This window comes from Kitasatospora sp. NPDC094019 (assembly GCF_044764505.1).
Taxonomy (GTDB): Bacteria; Actinomycetota; Actinomycetes; order Streptomycetales; family Streptomycetaceae; genus Kitasatospora.
Map to the genome: position 1 here is coordinate 1 of NZ_JBIWIF010000013.1, position 19129 is coordinate 19129.

Annotated in this window: 11 protein-coding genes; 1 reads left to right on the plus strand and 10 read right to left on the minus strand. The window is 71.9% G+C overall.

Annotated elements, in window-relative coordinates; translation table 11 throughout:
* Positions 1-3330: 3330 nt before the first annotated feature.
* From ACIQ9P_RS26435 to ACIQ9P_RS26445, 3 genes are all read right to left on the minus strand, one after another.
* Positions 3331-4029 (minus strand): hypothetical protein, encoded by a 699-nt coding sequence (locus tag ACIQ9P_RS26435; protein ID WP_402360959.1) that lies wholly within the window; start codon positions 4027-4029, stop codon positions 3331-3333.
* A 1295-nt stretch (positions 4030-5324) separates the two neighbouring features.
* Positions 5325-6107, minus strand: a complete 783-nt coding sequence (locus ACIQ9P_RS26440) for a hypothetical protein (protein ID WP_402360961.1) — start codon at positions 6105-6107, stop codon at positions 5325-5327.
* A complete protein-coding gene (locus ACIQ9P_RS26445) occupies positions 6104-6937 on the minus strand; it encodes a hypothetical protein (RefSeq protein WP_402360964.1) in 834 nt (277 codons plus the stop codon). Before ACIQ9P_RS26445 ends, ACIQ9P_RS26440 begins: the two co-directional genes overlap by 4 nt.
* Before the next feature lie 100 nt (positions 6938-7037).
* Between ACIQ9P_RS26445 and ACIQ9P_RS26450 the strand changes: the two genes are divergently transcribed.
* The gene (locus ACIQ9P_RS26450) at positions 7038-7526 is read left to right on the plus strand and encodes a hypothetical protein (protein WP_402360967.1); all 489 of its coding nucleotides are present in this window, start codon (positions 7038-7040) and stop codon (positions 7524-7526) included.
* A 272-nt stretch (positions 7527-7798) separates the two neighbouring features.
* On the opposite strand, the gene ACIQ9P_RS26455 is transcribed toward ACIQ9P_RS26450, so the two are convergent.
* The 7 genes from ACIQ9P_RS26455 to ACIQ9P_RS26485 form a co-directional block, all read right to left on the minus strand.
* On the minus strand, positions 7799-8038 hold the full coding sequence (locus tag ACIQ9P_RS26455; protein ID WP_402360969.1) for a hypothetical protein: 240 nt from the start codon (positions 8036-8038) through the stop codon (positions 7799-7801).
* Between the two features lie 2298 nt (positions 8039-10336).
* Positions 10337-10609, minus strand: a complete 273-nt coding sequence (locus ACIQ9P_RS26460) for a hypothetical protein (RefSeq protein ID WP_402360972.1) — start codon at positions 10607-10609, stop codon at positions 10337-10339.
* Between the two features lie 180 nt (positions 10610-10789).
* Positions 10790-12043, minus strand: coding sequence for a hypothetical protein (locus ACIQ9P_RS26465; RefSeq protein ID WP_402360974.1), 1254 nt, complete (start codon positions 12041-12043; stop codon positions 10790-10792).
* 331 nt (positions 12044-12374) lie between these two features.
* Complete coding sequence (locus ACIQ9P_RS26470; RefSeq protein WP_402360977.1) at positions 12375-12779, minus strand: hypothetical protein; 405 nt, start codon at positions 12777-12779, stop codon at positions 12375-12377.
* Positions 12776-14773 (minus strand): hypothetical protein, encoded by a 1998-nt coding sequence (locus ACIQ9P_RS26475; protein WP_402360980.1) that lies wholly within the window; start codon positions 14771-14773, stop codon positions 12776-12778. Before ACIQ9P_RS26475 ends, ACIQ9P_RS26470 begins: the two co-directional genes overlap by 4 nt.
* Before the next feature lie 687 nt (positions 14774-15460).
* Positions 15461-16447 (minus strand): hypothetical protein, encoded by a 987-nt coding sequence (locus tag ACIQ9P_RS26480; RefSeq protein ID WP_402360983.1) that lies wholly within the window; start codon positions 16445-16447, stop codon positions 15461-15463.
* Positions 16448-16504: 57 nt separating this feature from the next.
* A complete protein-coding gene (locus tag ACIQ9P_RS26485) occupies positions 16505-19123 on the minus strand; it encodes a Helicase associated domain protein (protein WP_402360986.1) in 2619 nt (872 codons plus the stop codon).
* Between the last annotated feature and the right edge of the window lie 6 nt (positions 19124-19129).

Genomic DNA, 19129 nt, shown 5'->3' on the forward strand with positions numbered 1-19129 from the left:
GGCGGAAGCCTGCGGCTTGAGCAGGGCCTGGCGGCCCTGCGGCGGTGCTGACGCACCGCCAGGTGCGGGGGTGCCGGCTACGCCGTCACCGTGCGTGGTTGCTGGCCCGGGGCTACGCCCCGGGGCCCGGCTGCGCCGGGCGGGGGCAGGTGGGTGGCTGGGGCAATTCGCCGGTGGCGAATTGGCTTGTCGGGGGCGGCCCCTGGCGGGGCCTCAACTGTGCGGGTGGCTGGCGTCGAAAGCGGCACGGGCCTGCGGCCCGCCTTGGGGCCCGTTCCGGCCTGCGGCCGGGAGCGTTGACGATGTGACGTAAATCGCCGGTGGAGGGGCCTCCCCTGACGGGGTGTGCAAGTAGCGTTGACGATGTGGCGCGAATTTCCGGTAGGAGGGCCATCCCTGACGGGACGGCGAGTTCGGCGGGCCTTTTCGTTCACGATATCCCGCGAATTGTCGGTGGAGGGCCATCGCCTCGATATCAGCCACGGGGCGCAGCGATGCCCGACCCGGGGCCTGGGCGGCCCTGGGGCGGTCCGTCGGGCGGCCTGCGGCCTCCGGGGAGGGGTGGACGCGGGGCGGGGCCCTGCGGGCTCCGCAGGGCCGGAAGCAGCGGACGGCCGGTGTCGGAGGGCGGCGTCCTGCGGCACCGGCGGCGAGTGCTGGTTCGCGGCGGGCGAGGGCCGGCCCAGGCGGCGTCCGCGACGGCGACGGGCGCCAGGGCGCCGCCGAGCCACCCACCGGGTACCACCAGGCGTCACCGAAGGCCCACTGTCGGCCCGGCTCCCGGCGCGGCCGGGGACGGCCCCTGACGGGGCGCAGCCGGGTGCACGGCGCCCGTTCCCGAGAGTACGGCCATGGCCACCGGCACAGCACGGCGACGGGCGGGGGCGGCGCAAGCCTGCGGCAGGGCCCGGCGGGCACTCCCGGCCGGGCCGGCGGACCGCCACCGGCCCGCGCCGGTGAGCCGCCCGGCAACACCACGAACCACGGCGCAGCGACGACACCGAAGGGACCGGCCCTCTCCGGGAGGTGACGCGGTGCAGAGATGCAAGAGCTGTCACGGACTTCACCCCCGGCCCCGGAGAGACGGCACGAGGAGCAGCACCCACCCGGCCGGCGAGGCAGCGCGAGGAGCAGCACCACCAGGCCGGTGGCAGGGGGTGGACGCGGGCCGGGACGCAGCACCACACCACCACCCCGCCCTCCAACAGCCCCCACCGCGTTCCCAGCGCGGGCGGCCTGCGGCCGCGAAGGGAGTGCCGGCCTGACGGCCGCACCAGTGGGCGTGCAGGGGCCTGGGCCTGGCGGCCCGGCAGCGGTGTGGGTGCGGGACCGGGCCTGCGGCACCGGCCGGGGCGGCGGGCCGGGGCCGGGGCCGGGCGCGGCCGGTGCCGGGCGGTGTCGGGCGCTCTGGGGGCGGGCCGGGCGGCCTGCGGCCCCCCGGGGAGCGACGGCACACCCCGTGGGTGCCCTCCCGCGATGTGCCCGGCACCGCCTGCCGGAGCCGGCGCTCCGGGGAACGGCAGCGCTGCGGGGAGCAGCAGCGGGTCCTCCCCCGGGCCGAGGCGCGGGGAAGGGGAGCGTGCCGGCCGACCGGACGCGGCCGGGGCTGCTGGTGGGTCGGGGCCGGAGCAGCACGGCAGCAGGAGTCCAGGATGGCCGGGGGTAGCTCGGCGTCCAGACGGTCAGCCCCGGCCAGGGCAGCCGGGCCGGGGACAGGGCTCCCGGGTGGACCAGGGCCAGGAGCAGCACGGCAGCGGGACGCGGAAATGGTTGTAGCCCCGACCTGGAGGATCGGGGCTACAACCAGCAGATTGACTCAACTCGGAGCTGGTATCGGAGCTACTACTTGCACTGTCGCCGCTTGAGTTTTAACTGACGGTCGTGCCATCTCTGGCTTATGTACCACAAAGTGCGCCATCTCCACGCCTGACTTCGTCAGCTCTTCCGATATTTCCCTGAAGACCAAACCCAGATCAGGATCGTTTATTTTCCCAGAAAACCTTGTTCTTTTACTTTCCATTCCGATTCCCTTTTCTCTTGAGTCGGCGAGAAATAACAGCAGAAATCAGTCCGGATACCAGAAACGCGAGTGCGAAGGGGTCACCCTCCGAGTAAAACCAACCTGCACCGAAAGCGTACACCAGAACCATAGATCCGATTACGCGCATCAGAGTCCTGGAAAAGCCTTCGGCAAAGGATCCCAGCCGCCTAACGACCTGTCAACACTAGCCACAGAAGAGCAAATGAGAGTATCGCTCTCAAGCGCAATGCCGCAACACCTATTAAGGCACCGCACAACAGCATCGGCATCATGCCAGACAGGGCCGACAGCGGGGCGGGGCGCAGCCGGGCACCACCACCTGGTCCTCGCGCGGGCGGCCTGCGGCACCGGGCGGAGCCCGGGGCCGGCGACCGGCACGGCGACGTCCTGGCGGCCGACGGCAGGCGGCAAGCGGGCGGGGCGCCTCCCCCTCCTGGTCCTCGTGCGGGCGGCCTGCAGCCGCCAGAGAGTGCCGGCCTGACGGCCCGGCAAGGGGGCCGGCCGCGGGCGGCCGGGCGGGAACGGCCCCGGGGACGGCGGCCAGGAGCAACCGCCCGACACCGGCACGGCGCAGCAGCGGGCCGGGGACGGCGACCCGGCACGCGATGGCGGCCGACGGGCCGGACGGCCGAGACGGGCGCAGCAGGACGGCGGGCCAGGACCGGCGGCCAGGGCCTCGCCACGGCCTGGACAGCGGCCCACCGGGGCGCAGCCGCGGGGGCGGGACGCGGCACCGGGCCGGGCGGCGACCAGGGCGCAGCGGCAGGGCACGGCGCCGGTCCCCCGCCCCAATCCCCCGGCGAACCCACCCGCGAGTTCACAGACATTCACCGCCCTGCCGAAACAGCCCCGACCGACAGTAATCCCGGCCGAATAGACAAGACAAAACCAGGACGGAAACCAGCGGCAATTCCAACGACAATTCCGACGGGCCGTCAATCCGCCGGAACACCCCGAAGCCCGTCCCGCCCCCCGAACAACCCGCCCAGCCCGGAGCAGCCGGGAGCCGACCACCCAACGTCACCGGAACCGCCCACCCCGGGACCACTGCCAGCCCGCCGAACGACGCCCGACCACCCACCCGGATTGGTCCACCCGACAGCAATACCGGCAGTGAGGTCACACACCGGAACCGGAACCGGGAAGCCCGCGCCCGGACAGCCCGCGCCCGGACAGCCCGGGACCGGGCGGGCCGGACCGGCCGACCGGCCAGACGGCCGGCCAGGCCGGAGAGCCGTCCGGGGCCGGGGTGGACCGGACCGTCCGGGCCGGGGCCGCAGGGCTGGGGGCTAGCGGCGACGGCGGACCGAGCCGCGCCGCTGCCGGTCCAGCCTCACCCGCGTCGCGCGCTCCCACGCCCGGCTCGCCGGCTCCACCCACAGATCGTGGAGCTCGGCAGGGACGCCCAGGCCGCGCAACAGGGCCTCCAGCTCGGCCACCATCACATCGGCGCGGCGGTGGCGCGACCAGCGGCCCTCCAGCCGGGCCCGCACCACCTCCTCGCTCAGCCCAGGCTCCTCGTCCAGCCCCGACCGGCTGGCCACCAGTCGGCAGGGAACCGGCGTGCGGCCCCGGTGCCGCAGACCTTCGAGCGAGCGCGTCAGCCGGGACTGCATCGCGCCGCGGGTCAGACCCGGCGAGTCCACCGGCACGTGGCCATCCAACTGCGCCTCGCGCCGCAGGGCCAGCAGCGGCGCCGGGTCGGCTCCCGCCAGCTCGGCCAGGATCCGGATGGTCGACGGGTGGGGCAGCCGGGTGCCGGAGCGGGCGGTACGCACCGTCTCCACGACCACGGGCATCCCGGCGGCCGCGGTCATCGCCGCCACCCGCTCGTCGGTACACCCCGGCTCGAGACGGTGCAGGAGAGCGTCGAGAGCGGCGGCCAGCCGAGCGCGCCCGGTGCCGGCCGGGTGGACCGGCTCACGGGACCGGCCCGGCCGGTGCAGCGGCCGGGGACGGGACGGCCGGGGGTGCGAGTGCGAGCTCATGAGGGCCTCCAGGGCTGTCGTACGGCGGGTGTGCCGGGCCCCACCACACCACCCGGGCCGGCCCCGCCACAACCGCCGTCCACACCCCCGGGGGCTGCGACGCAGTAGTTCTCCACGCTCCCCAAAACCCCAGGTCACAGCGTCCTTCCCCCAACATCCAACCGAGCACCGAACCGGCACCGCGACGACCCGACAACCGAGGCGCAGTAGCGGGGCGGGCAGCAGCCGAAGAGCGCCCGCAGCGGGACGCCAGGCCGTGCCCCGACCCCTGACCCGCGCCGTCCCAGGCCGCCCCGGGGCGGGACTGAACGGGGCCGGGCGGGCGGAGGCAGGCGGGCGGCCGGGCGGGCGGGGACGGCCCCGGGGACGGCGGCCAGGAGCAACCGCCCGACACCGCACGGCGCGGCAGCGACTGCTCGACACCGGCACCGCACAGCAACGGGCCGGGACGGCCGCGGGCGGATGGCCGGCGGGCAGTGGGGAGCAGCCGCCCGCCACCGACACGGCGCAGCGGCAGCAGCGGGCCGGGGACGGCGGCCCAGCACGTGATGGCGGCCGGCGGGCCGGGGCCGGGGCCGGGAACAGCCGAGGCCCCCTGTCGCGGGGGCTGTCGCGGCCCGCCCACCACCACCCCGGCCTGCGCCGGACACAGCCCAGGGCCGGGGACGACGGCCCCCGCACGGCCCCGGAGCGTCCCGAGCACGCACCACACCCTCCGCCCCAATCCCCCGGCGAACCCGACCCGCGAATTCACGACCCGCCGAAACAGCCCCGACCGGCGGTAATTCCAGCCGAATCGACAAGACAAACCCAGGACGAAAACCGGCGGGATTTTCCGACGGACCATCAATTCACCGGAGCACCCTGCCCCGGCCCCGCCCCCGAACCGCCCGCCGGGCCCGGACCGAGGCCGCCCGGCCGGAAGCCGCGGCCACCCGCCGTCACCGAAACCGGACCGGCCCGGAACACCATCCCACCGCCGAACGACACCCGACCACCCACCCGAATTGGTCCACCGAAACGCGGAACAGACCCCCGAAACACCATGAGGTCACACACCAGCCCGGGGACGGAAGACCCGGCACCGAACAGCCGGGCCGGCCGAGCCGGACCAGGCCGGCGGGCGGTCCGAGCCGAGTTCCGTAACCATCAGTCCGTCACAAAACCCCCCAGCCAGCATCCCGACCGACCCGATACGGGACCGGGACCGGGACCGGGCCGAACGAACGGGCCGGCGGCCACGCCGGACGGCAGACAGCCGAACGAGCCGGGCAGGCCGGGACGAGCACGGGGCGCTAGCGGGCGCCCAGCCACCACATCACCGCGGCGCCGGCCAGACCTGCTGCGACGCACAGGGCGATCGCGCCGACGAATCGTCTGCGCCGGGACGGAGGCTGGACCCCGATCGCAGCGGTGCCGCGCCGGTCCGCATGGGCGATCGGGGCGGCGACATGCACCGGGGAATGATCACCGGCGGTGATGTTGATGTGTTGCACCACGCGGGCGACCTGTTCGGGAGTCGGATCGCTCCGCCCTGGAGGCATCGCGGCACGCAGCTCGGCGACCAGTTCGATCAGCCGGGTGCGGATCTGGTCGGTGGCTCCCTGGAACGCCGAGCGGTGGACGGTCCAGTAGAGCCGGTGGATCGCGCTGTTGTACTCGCCGTTCATGTACATCACCAGGTCGGCACTCATCGGGATGTCGACCAGCACCACCTGGTCGTCCCGGCGAGCCAGCACCTCCAACTGCGCCACGCCGTTGCGCAGCCGGACCTCCTCCTTGATCTTGCCCTGGACGAAGTCGGGGAGCTGCAGCGGGCTGATCTGCTGCCCCTTGATCAGGTAGCCGGGGGCCGCGCCGTCGATGGTGATGGTCCCAGGCACGATCCGGTACTCGGGCAGCTCATCGTCCCCGCTGTAGCCGTTCAGCTCGCGCAGCGCCCAAGTCCGCAGCTCGGTCGAGCCGGTACGCCCGCCGAGCGCGACGACCTGCCGCAGCACCGACGCCAGCGAGGTCTTCTCGTTCAGGACGTCGCGCTCCAGGCGGGCCAGCGGGCCCGGGCGCCAGAAGAGGCTCACTTCGCGGCGAGCAGGGGGACGACGATGGCGGCTGCGGCGACCACGACGCCGAGGATCGTCCACAGGACCGAGCTGCGGTGGAACCACGGCTGGACGGGGGCCGGGGCGGGTTCGTTGGTGTTCGCGGTGGCGGTGCCGCCGCGGTCGGCCGAGGCGGTGTTGGCGTTGATGGTGACCGGGGAGTTGCTGCCCGTCTTGATGTCGAAGGCATGCTTGGCAGCCTTGTCGACCTGGGCCGGGTTGGGGTTCTGCTGGCCTGCGGGCATCTGAGCTCTCATCTCTGCGACGAACTGGGCAAGGCGGGTACGGATCTGGTCGAGGACACCCTCGATGATGGGGGTGGCGACCTCCCAGTGCAGGGAGGTGATCTCGGTCCCGGTCATGCCGAGGTCCGTCTGCTGCTGGCTCATGAGCAGGGCGTACTCGGCCGCGCCGGGTGGGCTGGCGAGGATCGGGCCCTGCGAGCGGCTCACCATTGCCTCCAGGGCTCTCACCCCCTCGTGCACCGGCATCTTCTCGCCGAGCCCCGCGTTCCTGGCCGCTTCGGGGAGCTGTTGATGGCTGATCCGGTGGCCGTTGACCTGCATGATGCCGCCGAGAGAATGCCTGTTGACGTTGACGGCGAGCGCGGCCGGCACCTGCCGGTAGACGGGCAGGGCGTCGTTCGGGCCGTATCCGGTCAGCTCTCGCTGCGCCCACTCTCTCAGCTCCTGGTGGTGGGCGTACCCGCCGAGGATCAGGCAGCGACGCAGCGCCTGGGCAAGAGGGATGGTGTCGTCCAGCACAGCTGCTTCGAGTTCTTCGAGGCCGCAAACGTCTTCGGGTTGCACGGGCCCAGTGTGCCGGGTGGCACCGACACCTGTCCCTCACATATACCTACCGCGATCAATGTGGTGGCTCCGGAGCGGCAGAGCGCGGCACGCTGTGCGGATGGACTCCTTGCCGCCGCTGCCCGGCCAGCTCCCCTGGCCCGTGCCGGACCCGCGGGCCCGCTACTTCGTGGCCGACTACGCGCAGATGCACGACCTCGTGGCCGACCTGGTGCCGCCCGCGCACGCCCCGGCCTACATCACCAGCGTCTTCGAGACCGCCCGCGAGCTGGTCCGGCACTCCTACTACCGGTACGAGTTCACCACCATCGCCGTCTCCGTCTCGCTGTTCGCCCTGGAGCGCGCCTTCTCCGAGCACCTGGGGGTCAAGAAGCCGTTCCAGAAGATGGTGGAGCAGGCCGCCAACGAGGGGATCATCACGGCCGAGCTCGCCGGCCGGCTCGCCGCCGGCCGCAACCTGCGCAACAAGCTCGCGCACGGCGACCTGACCGACACCGCGCTCACCCCCGCCCTGGCCGTCGCGATGGTGAAGGCCGCCTTCGACAGCGCCGAGCTGCTCTTCCCAGCTCCGACTGACGGTCCGCTCTAGCGCCCGCTCCGACCGGAGATGGGTCCGAAGGAGTACGTGGTGAGGGGACCAGCAGTTTCTGGTCTCCCCTCACCACGTACTCGCTCTACAGGTGTGGGCCGATGAGGGGCACGGTGATGACCGAGATGGTCTCACCCGCCTCGTCCTTCTCGTCCGGCTCCTACATCCAGTAAACGCGCCAGGCGGTCGAGGGTCTCGTCGGCGTCTGAGGTGAAGCAGAGTTGGTCGATGGACGGCCCACCGGGCCGTCCATCGACGCTCTTGGCGGAGTGCTAGTTGTAGAGCGGGTCGGCCAGGCTGATCGCGCCCGTTACGGACTCGCACGGCCAGGGTGCGCCGTCACAGGCTGAGCAGGTCGGCTCGTTGCGGTCGCTGGGCGCGTGCTTGGCCAGCTCCGTGCCCGCGAGCATCCGGATGCCGCGCTCGTCGAACGACATGCCCTTGTAGGTGTCGCCCGCCAGGAATACGGCGCGATCGTATGCGGCGAACTGCCGCTCAAGGTCGGGATCCATGGCGGGAGCGTAAAACACCTGCACCCCGTGGGGCAGTCCAACTCCATACCCTCCGCCGCCGACCTACCCGCCCGGTGTCGCGCGTGCGCCGGCCCCCACTGCGGCCGACCACTCCCCAACCCCGCCTGCACGGGGCGGCCTGGCCTCTACTGCGGGCATGCCTGCCGTCAGGCTGCCCTGCGCCAGCGCCGCCTGACCCAGCAAGCCCCGGCGCTTCGGCAGGAGGCCCAGGAGCTACCGGAGGGCCACTACCGGAACTCGCCGCCGACGTGCTCGAGCAGCTGGCGGCGTTGGACGGTGAGCAGCTCGCCCTGGTCGTCCGGCACGCGCGGGCCGTGGCCGAGCACCAGGCGGCCTTCTGCGGGGCTCTCGGTGTCCCGCCCGACGGATGGGCCTCTGACCCGTCGTAGGCGGCCAGGCGCGGGCCCCATCCAGGTCCCGGTCAGCAGCTGGTGCCCGCCAGCCTCCTCGGGCTCTTCCTCGAACCCCGCGCCCGCCCCGCAGAAGCCGGCCGCCCTCTTGGGGCGTGACAGGATCAGATCGCTCCGCCCGCACACCATTGCCCGCAGGCGGAGCACCAACTTGGCCGACCGCCACCTGCTCGCACCGGACTCCGGCGGCCGGCCGGGGCAACACCAGGCAGGCCCCGGACGCGGTGTCCGGGGCCTGCCTGGTGTTGCCCTGCTCGGCCGCGCGGCGGGTCAGAAACCGCTGCGGCGTACGACGGGCCGGGTGGGAGGAGCGCTTCGGCGTCGCGGCGCCCGGCCGCGGTCAGACACCACAGCTTGCGCCCACCGGGCAGGCGGAGCCCCTCGCGGACCCGGCCGGCCCACTGGAGGTCGCCGAGCGCGTCCCGGACCGACTTGTCGCAGCGCTGGTGGGGCAGGACCAGCGTCCACAGCTCCCGGGCGGTGCGTCGTCCTCTCCATCGCCGCCCTCGGCTACGACCTCGGCCTGCGCACCCTGCGCCACCACCGCGCCTAACAACCAGCCGCCTGCGGCACGCGCGAACACGACGGATGTGAAGCTCCCAACGGCCCAGGGGGCCCTCACCGCGCCAGGCGCAGCACGGACCACCACCTCGTGCTCCAGGTCCTCCTGTTCCTCACACGCGGGCGGCCCACGGCCGCGGGGCCAGCCTGCAAGGGGTCGGGCCTGCGGCACCGGCCGGTAGTGGCGGCGTGGTGCTGGTGACCCGCGCCCCCGGGAGCGGGCGGAACAGGACGGGGGCGACGGGCGGAGTGGCGTCGAGGACGGGTGGCCTACACCCCCCGGGGAATCAGCAGCACACCCCCGAGAACGATGACGCACACCCCCGGCGGAAAGCAGCCGGGGCCGCAGAGACGGGGCCAGGGGGCGGAGCGGCGCCCCTCCCGGGAGAGCAGCGGCACGGCGCTGGTCGGGGGCAGTGAGGGTGCGGGGCACGGTACCGCGGCGACCGACCAGGCGAATGGGCAGCTGGACGGTCCGTCAGCCACCCCATGCCAGGGCGCGGAGCGAACCCGGCAACCGGCACAACGGAATCGGGTTGAACTAGCGAATAGCCCAGGCATACACAGAGGCCCCCACGCTAATCACTAGAGAGAACCCCAGAGCCCAAGAAGGGAGATGTGTACGGCTTACCCGAAATCTCTCCGGAAGACCTCGGCGGCGATCAATAATCTTTAGCTCTTCAATTCCCAGATCGTCAGCGAGCCCCCGCTGCATAATAGCCAGGGGCTCGAGGGCAAGCAGCGAACTCCGCCTCAGACTACTGCCCACAATCCACGCGACCAGAGAGCAGAGCCCTCCGAGAACCCCCACCGCTCCAGCCAGAAAATCTAGCTTCGAGTTTATCGCGGTGACATACCCCGTCACAAGAACGGCAGTAGTGACCATGTAAAAGTTCAACACCTGCATGGCTTGCCCATATTTGACCTCATGCCAACGCCAGGCGTGATCAAAGGCTATTCTTTGTGATTCTTCGGAGTTTCCCGTCGTCGCCACGAAGACACTATGGCACCAGATTGATGCAGTCGTCTACGGCCGCGAAAACCCGTCCGGCGAGGCCCACCTGACGGGCTGCCCAGCGGGCAGACGGGGGACGTGGTGAGCAGGCTCCGTCCGCCGTCGGAGCAGGTAGCGGCGGTGCCAGCCACTCCGACGGCGGACGGGGACGCCAGCGGCGGACGTGCCAATGCGTGCTCGGGGAGGACGTCACCCCTCTGCCCGCCAGGCCGGGCTCGGCAACTCGGCTCCCACCCAACCGGACCACCCGGATCAGACCGAATCCGGGCAGCCGCGCCTCGGCCCGCCTGATCAGCTGCCGACGCAGTTTCGCCCCGGGGTGGGCTGTCCTGCCGTCGGGGCCTGGGTCGGGTGCCCGGCCAGCAGCCGCTCAGCGACCTCCCCGTGGCGCCGCATCACGTCGAGGGCCGCGTAGAGGGCGTCGGCGAGGGCTCGGCGCGCAAGGGCGGGGTCGTCGGCGCGGGTCGCGCGGTCGAGCTGGAGCAGCAGCACCCGGTCGTGTCGGCGCAGCTCGTCCGCGAAGACGAGGAGCTCGACCGCCAGGTATGGAGCCCACCCATTCACTTCTTCTTCGGGCGCCGTACGACGCGGCGGGGGGTAGCCAGCCGAGCAATCCTGGTGTCGCTGGCCAGCTTGTCCGGGGTCCCAGTGAAAGCACGTACCGCCTCGAACAGTTCCCGGTCCGAACGGGCGGTCAGCTTGGGCTCGATGATGTCGAGCAGCTTCTTCCACCGTGCCTGAGGCTTAGCGGACCAGAGCTTGGCGGAGAGGCGCCTCGGTGAAGCTGCGCAGCACGCGGCCAGCCTGGCTGCTTGTCAGCTTTTCGAACAGCTTGTCGTAGCTGGGTAGGGCCGCGTTGGAAACGCCCCACTCGTTACCGAGGAAGACCTCGGCCAGCGTGAGGACGTACTTGCCTTCCACCGCTTCCGGCACGTTGCCGTACTGCCCAACGAGCACGGTAAGGGATCGGGCGGGTGCCGGTTCGGTGTGGAAGTTGTTGTAGCCATGATGGGCAGCCAGCAGGTCGTCCAGCAGCCCGTCGATCTCTGCCGCCCGCTCGTTCTCCGGCAGGTAAGCCCCGCCATCGACGAGGTTGAGGAGCTCCTTGGCTGCCCGGGCCTGCGTCATGTCGGCACTGGCGCTGAACCGGCCGTACTGAACGCCGAAGCGCCGCCGCGCCTCCTCGCTGATTTCTGGCCACAGCTCCGGCCACAGCATGAGGACGTTGTTGGCGACGACCGGTGTGCGGCTGGTGTTGGTGTAAAGGCCGAACAGGCCGGCGCCGAGCGCGTCGGCACGCTCTGCGGGAAGGTCTTCGAAGAACGCCGTGGTGTTCTTGACCTCGCTCGGGTCGAGCTGGTCCTTCTTGATGTTGGCCAGCAGTTTGCCCGTTTCGGCCGTGATGGTGTCGTACGGCAGGGTGATGACCTGCCGTACACACGTCTCCAGCCAGGCAGCGAGCTGCATGCCGGTAAGTTCCACCTGGTTGGGGTGGGCGGCGCTGGCGTAGTTCCGCATGTACCGGATGTGGTCAACCTGAGCGTGGCCGGTGGCAGAGAGCAGTCCGATCTCGCGGGCAGCACGCAGCAGGTCGATGTCGTCCACCTTGACCAGGTCGTCCTCCGTCGACAGGTGCTTCCGTCGGTCGTGTGACGGGACGGCAATGTCGAAGAAGTAGGCCAGGTCGTATTCGGCTACGCGCCGGCGAAGCTCGCGGACTGTCTCGTTCCATAGGTAGTCGAGCGCCGCGTCGAAGAGTCCGGCGGCCGCCGCAGTGATCATCTTGCTCACGTACACCGATCGGCTGCGGTCTTCCATGGGCAGTCGCCGGAGAGCGCCTCCGAAGCTCACGAGTGCCTGCTCGCGTTCCGGCAGCTCCACCAGCACTCCGTCAGTCGGGAGCCCGGCCTCGGCGAGCTGATCAAGGAGCATCTCCTCAAAGCGTTCAAGGTCGTCTACAGCAGGCGGCAGCGCGTCTCGGCGCGCGATCTCATTCACCGCCCGAATGTATCCGCCGGGAATGGTCGACGCCGCTGGCTTTTGCAGACCGCCGCGCCCCTGCAGATCCCCACGGGACAGGCATCCCGCAGCGCAGCCGGCTGCCCTCCCACCCCTGACGCCGGCCACCGGCAGCCACCGAAACCCACCCTCCGCAGTCCGGCCAGGGCGCCTCCCGAGGCCCGACCGTCGGCCAGGATTGGTCTACCAAAATGCGATCCCGGCAGCCGAACAGCCTTGAGGTCGCGGGACGAAACCGAAGACGGACACCCCCGCGCAAGACTGGGGGCGGACACCGCGGGGCGGTTGGACCGCCCCGCGGTGCAAATCGTCAGCGCCTGCGCCAGCGCCGATTGACGAGCGGCACGCCAAGGCGGGCAGCCACCGTCCGTTCCAGCTCGCCGACCACGTCGTCCGGAGTGTCAGCACGCAGCGGCAGCACCCAATAGGCCAGCCACTCCTCCTGTTTGGACCCGGACTCCGCCAGGTGCTGACCGATGCGAACCGAAGCGGCGCCCCCGCCGAGGGCCCGCTCGGGTCGGGTCCGCCCGCAGTAGCAGGCGACGCCTTCCCAGTTGACCGGGATGTAGATGGCACGTCGCTCGGTCCCGCTGTCCTCCCCGATCCTGATCGGGGAGTCCCGGTACTCCTCCAGCCACTGGCCCACCAAGTCGGCCAGCACGGCGTAGCGCTCGGGCGTCATCGTCACGACGCCCTGCCATACCTGGGCGGTCACCAGCTGTCCGACAGGGGCTCCGGCTCGGCGATCTTGCCGAGGCGAGCGGTGATGCCCGCGAGGATCGCAAACGTCGGCTCCACCTCGAGCCAGGCGATCTTGTCGACCGTGCCGTTCTCGTCACGGATGTCGATGAGGTCCATCAGCCGGTCCTTCGCCGTGGACACCGCCTCCTGGAACCGGGTGAGGCGCGCGGCCTCCTGGGCGGCGGGATTGTTGCGCTCCGCCTCGGAGATGAAGCCGTGCCGGACGGCCTGGCGCAGGAACGCGTTGAAGGTGGAGGTCGCCCAGTCCGACGGCAGCTCCACCAGGGACTTGGACTCGCTGTCCCACCAGCGCAGCGGGCTGCCGGCCCGGGAGCGCTTCACCGCGTCGGCCAGGATCTCGCGTCCCGGCTCGGTCTCCAGGAGACCCTTGATGATCTGCCCGACGCTGGTGCGGGCGATGGTGGTGCCGACCGTCTCCTCGGCCGAGCCACCGGCAGCCCGCAGGTGGCCGGTGAGCACCAGGGCGACCATCCCAAGCACACCGAGCATGAGGGCGGCCTGGGTGTCGCCGGCGTGGGCGCGGTCCCGGAGGCCGTCGATGGCGTCGTCCGTGGCGGCGTTCTCCACCGTCCACTCGGTGTCGACCAGGTCCTGCCACAGACAGCCGGTGTCCAGCGCCTTCCGGATCGAGTCCAGGGCCTTGGCCTCGATACTCGCCGAGTACGAGCGCAGCCCCAGCTCCACCACCGGGCCGTTGCGGTAGCTGAGGTAGAGCCCGGTCTTGCCGAGCTGCGAGCGCACGACGTGGTTGAAGGCGCTGCCCCTGCGGGTGAACTCCTGGACGACCCGGGCGAAGCGCAGGTCGGGCAGGCCGTCCAGGCCGAGCAGGCCCATGGCCTCGGGCACCTGCCCCCGGCCGATCAGGACATCCCGGCGCGCCGTCGCCAGCTCCGCACTGGGCTGTTCGCCGTCCAGCAGGCCCTCGTCGTGGAGGGCCGTCACGATCTCTTCGGCCATGACCGCGTGCTGGGAGCCGTCGGAGAACTTCTTGGGGGACACGTTCATCTGGACCAGCACGCTGCGGACAGCAGCGGGGAACCGCTGCATCCCGCGCAGCGGGTCGTCGTCCTCGAAACCGACGATCATCTGGACCGGAACGGTGATGGCGTTGAGCGCGATCGCCGCTTCGTTCCGCTCCCGCAGGTCCGTCTCGGTGCCCGTCCGCAGCTGCGCCAACCGTTTGGTGGCCGCCTTGACGATCTTGCGGACGAGCTCGCGGCGGACGACGAGCGGCAGGCGCATGAGGTAGGAGGGCAGGAGTCGGAGCCGGGTGTGGTCGCGGGCGTCGCCGGTCAGCCAGCCGCGCTCGACCGGCAGGAGCACCAGGCACGAGTTCAGTCGGCAGTTGCCGTCCACGGCCGTGTAGTCCTCGCCGGGCTGGCCGGGGAAGCCGGTGAAGGTCGCCGGCACCACCGTCAGCGCGCTCTCGACGATGCGCTCCCCGATGTCCTGCGGGTTGTCCTTCTGCACGGCGATCGCGGCCCGGTCCACGGCCTCCATCACGGCCTCGAACGCATCGCTGTGGACCAGCGTCGCGTACCGGTCGTGAGGGGCCGGCATCGACAGCGCGAGCCGGCCGCGGTTAGCGTTGGGGTCGGCAGAGTAGCTCGCGTCGGCGAGCAGCCGGTCGTTCTCCGCCGCCGGGGAGAGCATCGGCGCATACGCACGGAAGTTCATCATCGACAGCCAGCCGAACGGCGTCCGGTGCTTCACCACTTGGCTGTGCTCAAGCTCCTGGGGGTCGGTGGCCAGGTAGGTGAGACGCTCGATGTGGCTGTCGCTGAGGACGACCCCGGCGAGCTCGCCGAGGTTCTTCTGGGCCTTGGTCGTCTGGCTGACAGGCGGAACGCGGTGCTCAAACTCGCCGTCGCGGTTGCGGAAGCCGTTGACCGGGATGACCTGGATCTCGCGGGGCTCGCCGCGGTCCGGGTTCACACTGCTGTTCATGGGGCGCCTTCTCGGAGGGCCGGCGTGTAGTACGCCGGCGTTGGCCGCGCGTAACGCGGCGCCATCCGGGCTGCCACGCACCCACTCCGCCATGGAGGGACCTCGGTCCGCTCTGGGCTTCATAGCGTTGTCGCGTCGGCCAGCGGCAGTTCGAGTGCTCTGCGTGTGTGGCAGCGAGGCTGTCGCAGACGGAAGAGGAGCCCGAGTCGTGCGGTCGCAGACCTCGGTCCGCGCGCGCAGGCGTTTGACCACCGCAATCAACGGCGTCGGCGGCACACTACCGGTTCTCCCAGCGTCACTCAAAGTGCCCAGGTCACAACGCTCCTGTCCTCTTCTTCGAGCCTCACGCCCGCTCCGAAGATGCCAGCCGCCCATCCGGGAGAGCTGCTTCAACGCGGGCACTTGGTCCGGGTGAACAGGCACCGTGGTGAGCACCAGGCAGGGTGCGGGTGAACCTCCCCGGCTCCCCAGGCTCCGGGTATGAGGCCGGACGGAACCGGGGAACGGTTGGGGTGGCAGGATCGGACCGCTCCGCCCGCACACCATTGCCCGCGGGTGGAGCCCTGACTTGGTCGGCCGCCACCTGCTTGCACCAGACTCCGGGGGCCGGCCAGAGCAACAACCAGCGGGCCCCGGCCGCAGTGTCCGGGGCCCGCTTGTCGTTGTCCTGCTCGGCCGTGCGGCGGGTCAAGAGCCGCTGCGGCGTACGACGGGCCGGGCGGGCCGTTCCTGGGTCGCGGTCAGGGCGTGGGCGGTGGCGCGGGTGCGCTCGAGCCAGTTCGCGACCTGCTGGACTGTGGTCGGGCCGAGGTGGCGGGTGAGCTCGCGCACCGCTTGGTGGTCGTCGTCGGTCAGGGTGTGGAGCCCGGCGCGGGCGAGGGCGGTGTACAGCGGGTCGGCGGCGGCGCCAGCGAGTCGGCGGTGAGCGGTGTCGGTGTGCTTCCGGGCGTCGTGGGCGGCCTCGGCGGCGCACTGCGCGACGTCCTGGCGGTGGCGGGCGGCGCTCTGGGCCCGTTGCAGGCCAAGGTCCCGGTCCGGATCGTAGGTCTCACCGGCGGCGGTGGCGGCCTCGTCGCGGATGCGCTGCCACTCCTGGTAGGCGAGCACGGCGCGGGCGAGGGTGCTCTCGTCGCCGGCGTCGGCGTGCTGGTCGGCGGTGCGCAGGTCGGTGTGAGCGTCGGCGAGGGCCTGGTCGATGGCGGCCGGGGTGAGGCCGGCGGCCCGGCGGCGGATCCGGGAACGGGTCTCGCCGAGCAAGCCGTCCTCGGGGTCGCCGCTCTCGTCCTCGTCCGTGCTCTGGTCGTCGGGGTGGGCGGGGTGCTGGGCGAGGGCCGCGTACAGGGTGCCTCCGGCTTCCCATGACTCAGTGTGCAGAACCGGGTGGGTGCGGCCGGCGCTGTCGCGGGTGACGACGAGCCGTCCGTCGACCAGGGCGGCCCAGCCGATGAGGCCGTCGATGTCCTTCTCCACCCAGCCGCGGGCGGGGCCGGCGCCGCGGTGGAGGGTGCGGATGCCGTCGTGTCCGGTCCAGCGCAGCCAGATCGCACCGCGCACCAGCGGGCCGTCCAGGATCGCCCGGCCCAGGTCCCGGTGGGCGGGCTGCGGCCGGGTGCGGGTGGTGGACAGCTCCAGCAGGACCGGCGCGGCGGGGTCGGGGCGGGCGGTGTCGGTCATCGCGGGCGGGGCCTTCCGGGTCGGCGGAATCAGGGTGGGGCGGCCCCCGTGGTGGGGCTATCGGCCGGTGGCGCAGTGGTGGTCGGACTCGACGTACTCGCCGTCGGTGAAGGCGCTCTCCATCGACCAGCCGCAGGCGGAGCACTCGGCCCGGCCGTCCCAGCCGATCTCGGGCCCGTCGGCCTGGTCGCAGTCGTGGTCGGCGTCCACGCTGGTGCCGTCCTCGAACCGGGCGTCGCCCCCGTCTCCGCACGCCCCGCAGGTCCATTCCGCGACCCAGGTGACCGTGCCCTCGGCCGGGCCTTGGTCCTGCTGCTCGGCGAGGACGGCGGGCAGGGCGTCCAGGAGCGCGGTCTGCTGGGCCGTCAGCTTCTCCTCGGCGCGGGCCTTGTCCTGCTTGCGCAGCCAGGTGCCGGGCCGGAAGGTCGGGTCGGCCTCGCCGCCGGTGCGGTTCGCCGGGCCGTCCAGGGTTCCGCCGGTGGCGAGGTAGGCGAGCATGCGGCGGTACGAGCGGTTCCAGTCCGGCTCGATGCGCCACATCGCGTCCAGCGCGGTGAGCTGCGCGTCCTGGGCGGACGTCAGCTTGGCGTTCTTGCGCTGCCGGCCGACCCACGCGCCCACCGCGTGGCCGTCCAGCTTCTCGGCGGCCGGGATCGCCAGGTGCCCGTGGGCCTCGGCCCAGGCACGGGCGTGGGCGTAGCCGCGGTCCCAGGAGCGGGCGTGCTTGTCCCAGATCATGCCGAGCTGGTCGAGTTCGTGGATACGGACCGGGGCGAGCAGGCCGGCGCCCTTGAGGTAGCGCTGCCGGTCCAGCCAGGAGATCAGAGCGCCGTCCCGCGTCTTGTCCGTGGGGTCGAGGTGGTGGTGGCCGGTGTGGAACACGTCGGCCAGGCCGAACATGCGCTGCCACTCGGTGGCGCGCGGGTTGAAGGCGCGCAGCTTCACGGTCTGCAGGATCTGGGCGGCGTGGCGGCGGGCGTTGATCCGCAGCCACTCCACCGGCGACTCCAGGGCTGCCGGCTGCTCGCCGCCGACGGCCTCGCCGGACTCCTCACCCGCCTCCGAGGTGGTGACGTCGTCCTTCTCCCCCACCCGGCGGGTGCGCAGCTCGGTGATCCGGCCGACCACCCGGGCGTCGTGGGCGGCCAGCGCCCGCAGAACCCGCCAGATCGTGCGGAACGAGGATGCCTCGATCTCCTCGTCGGCCTCGCCATTGACCGCCTCCCCGGCCTCGGTCACCTTGGCCGGGTCAGCGGCCCGGGTGTCGTCGCCGACCAGCGGGGTGGGCAGGTAGACGGGGATGATGACCCAGGAGACCTTGCCCTGCCGGTATGCCTGGCGCAACGCCCGGCCGACGGCCTGGACGACGTCGATGACGCTCGACTTCGGGTCCGCGAAGACGATCGCATCCACACTTCGCACGTCGATACCCTCGTTCAGAAGCCGGGAGTTGCAGATGATGCAGCACTCCTCGCCCTCCTCCCCAGGCCGCTCGCCGGTGGAGGCCGAGAAGGTCGCGAACGCCGCCCGACGATCCTTGAGCTTGTCGGAGCCGGCCACCGCGAGGGCTGTCACCCGCTCCGGCCGGTCCGCGAAGGGCAGCAGTGCGGCGGTCGCGTTCATGGTCGCGGCGAACTCCCGGGCCGCAGTCACCCGGGAGTGGAAGGTGATGACCCGGCGCAGCTGGAGGTCGGCGACGGCGCGCAGCACCGCGATCTGCAACGCGAGGCGCAGCAGTTCTTCGTTGGAGCGCTGAGAGCGCAGATCGGCGACGGCGGGCAGGTTGAGGAGCTCGCGCAGGTCCTCGTCCGTGACGACGGGGACCAGGACACGGTAGTCGGCGAGGTAGCCGTGCTCGATGCCCTGCCCGAGGGTCCAGGTGCAGACGGTCTCGCCGTAGATCGAGGTGTCCGTCATGGAGCAGAGCGCGGGCAGCTGCTCGGCGCCCTGGCCGTCGGCGTCGGCGTCGGCGGTGAGGTCGGCCAGGCCCGGCTTGGCCTTGGTGTCGTCGGCGATCTTCGGGGTGGCGGTGAAGTACAGGCGGCGCAGCGCCGGAACCTTCTCGTCGGAGTGGATCGCCGCCCACGCCTTCCCTTCGGCGCCAGCCGTCCGGTGCGCCTCGTCGATGATCACGACGTCCCAGGCCGGGAGCCCGAAGTCCTTGTGCGCGGTGACGATGCGCTCCAGGGAGGCGTAGGTGGCGTAGACGGTGACCGGCTCGCCCGGCTTCACCGAGGCGACCAGGTCCGCGATCCGGGCGGCCTGGGTGGTCACCCGGGCGTGGACGCGGCCGCCGGCCTCCGCGCTCTCCAGCGCCTCCGCCCGCGAGCACGCCGCGATGGCAAGTCCGCGGCGCCCGCCCTTGAGGGACCAGGCGGCGGCGGTCTGCTCCAGCAGCTCGATCGTCGGCACCAGCACCAGCACCCGGCCCCTCGCCGCCAGGCGGCGGGCGCAGCCGGCGGCGATCAGGGTCTTGCCGGAGCCGGTGGCGGCGACGACGGTCGCGCGGCCGCCGTTCTTGACGGCCTTCACCGCGGCCGCGACGGCGTCCTTCTGGAACCAGTGCAGGGGCAACGGGTTCACCACCGTGGCGGCCGGCTCGGCCTGGGCGGGCAGCGAAGCCGGGCCGCGCAGCCCGGCCGGGACGTCCTCGATGGCGGTGGTGGTGCTGTCCACGGCGCG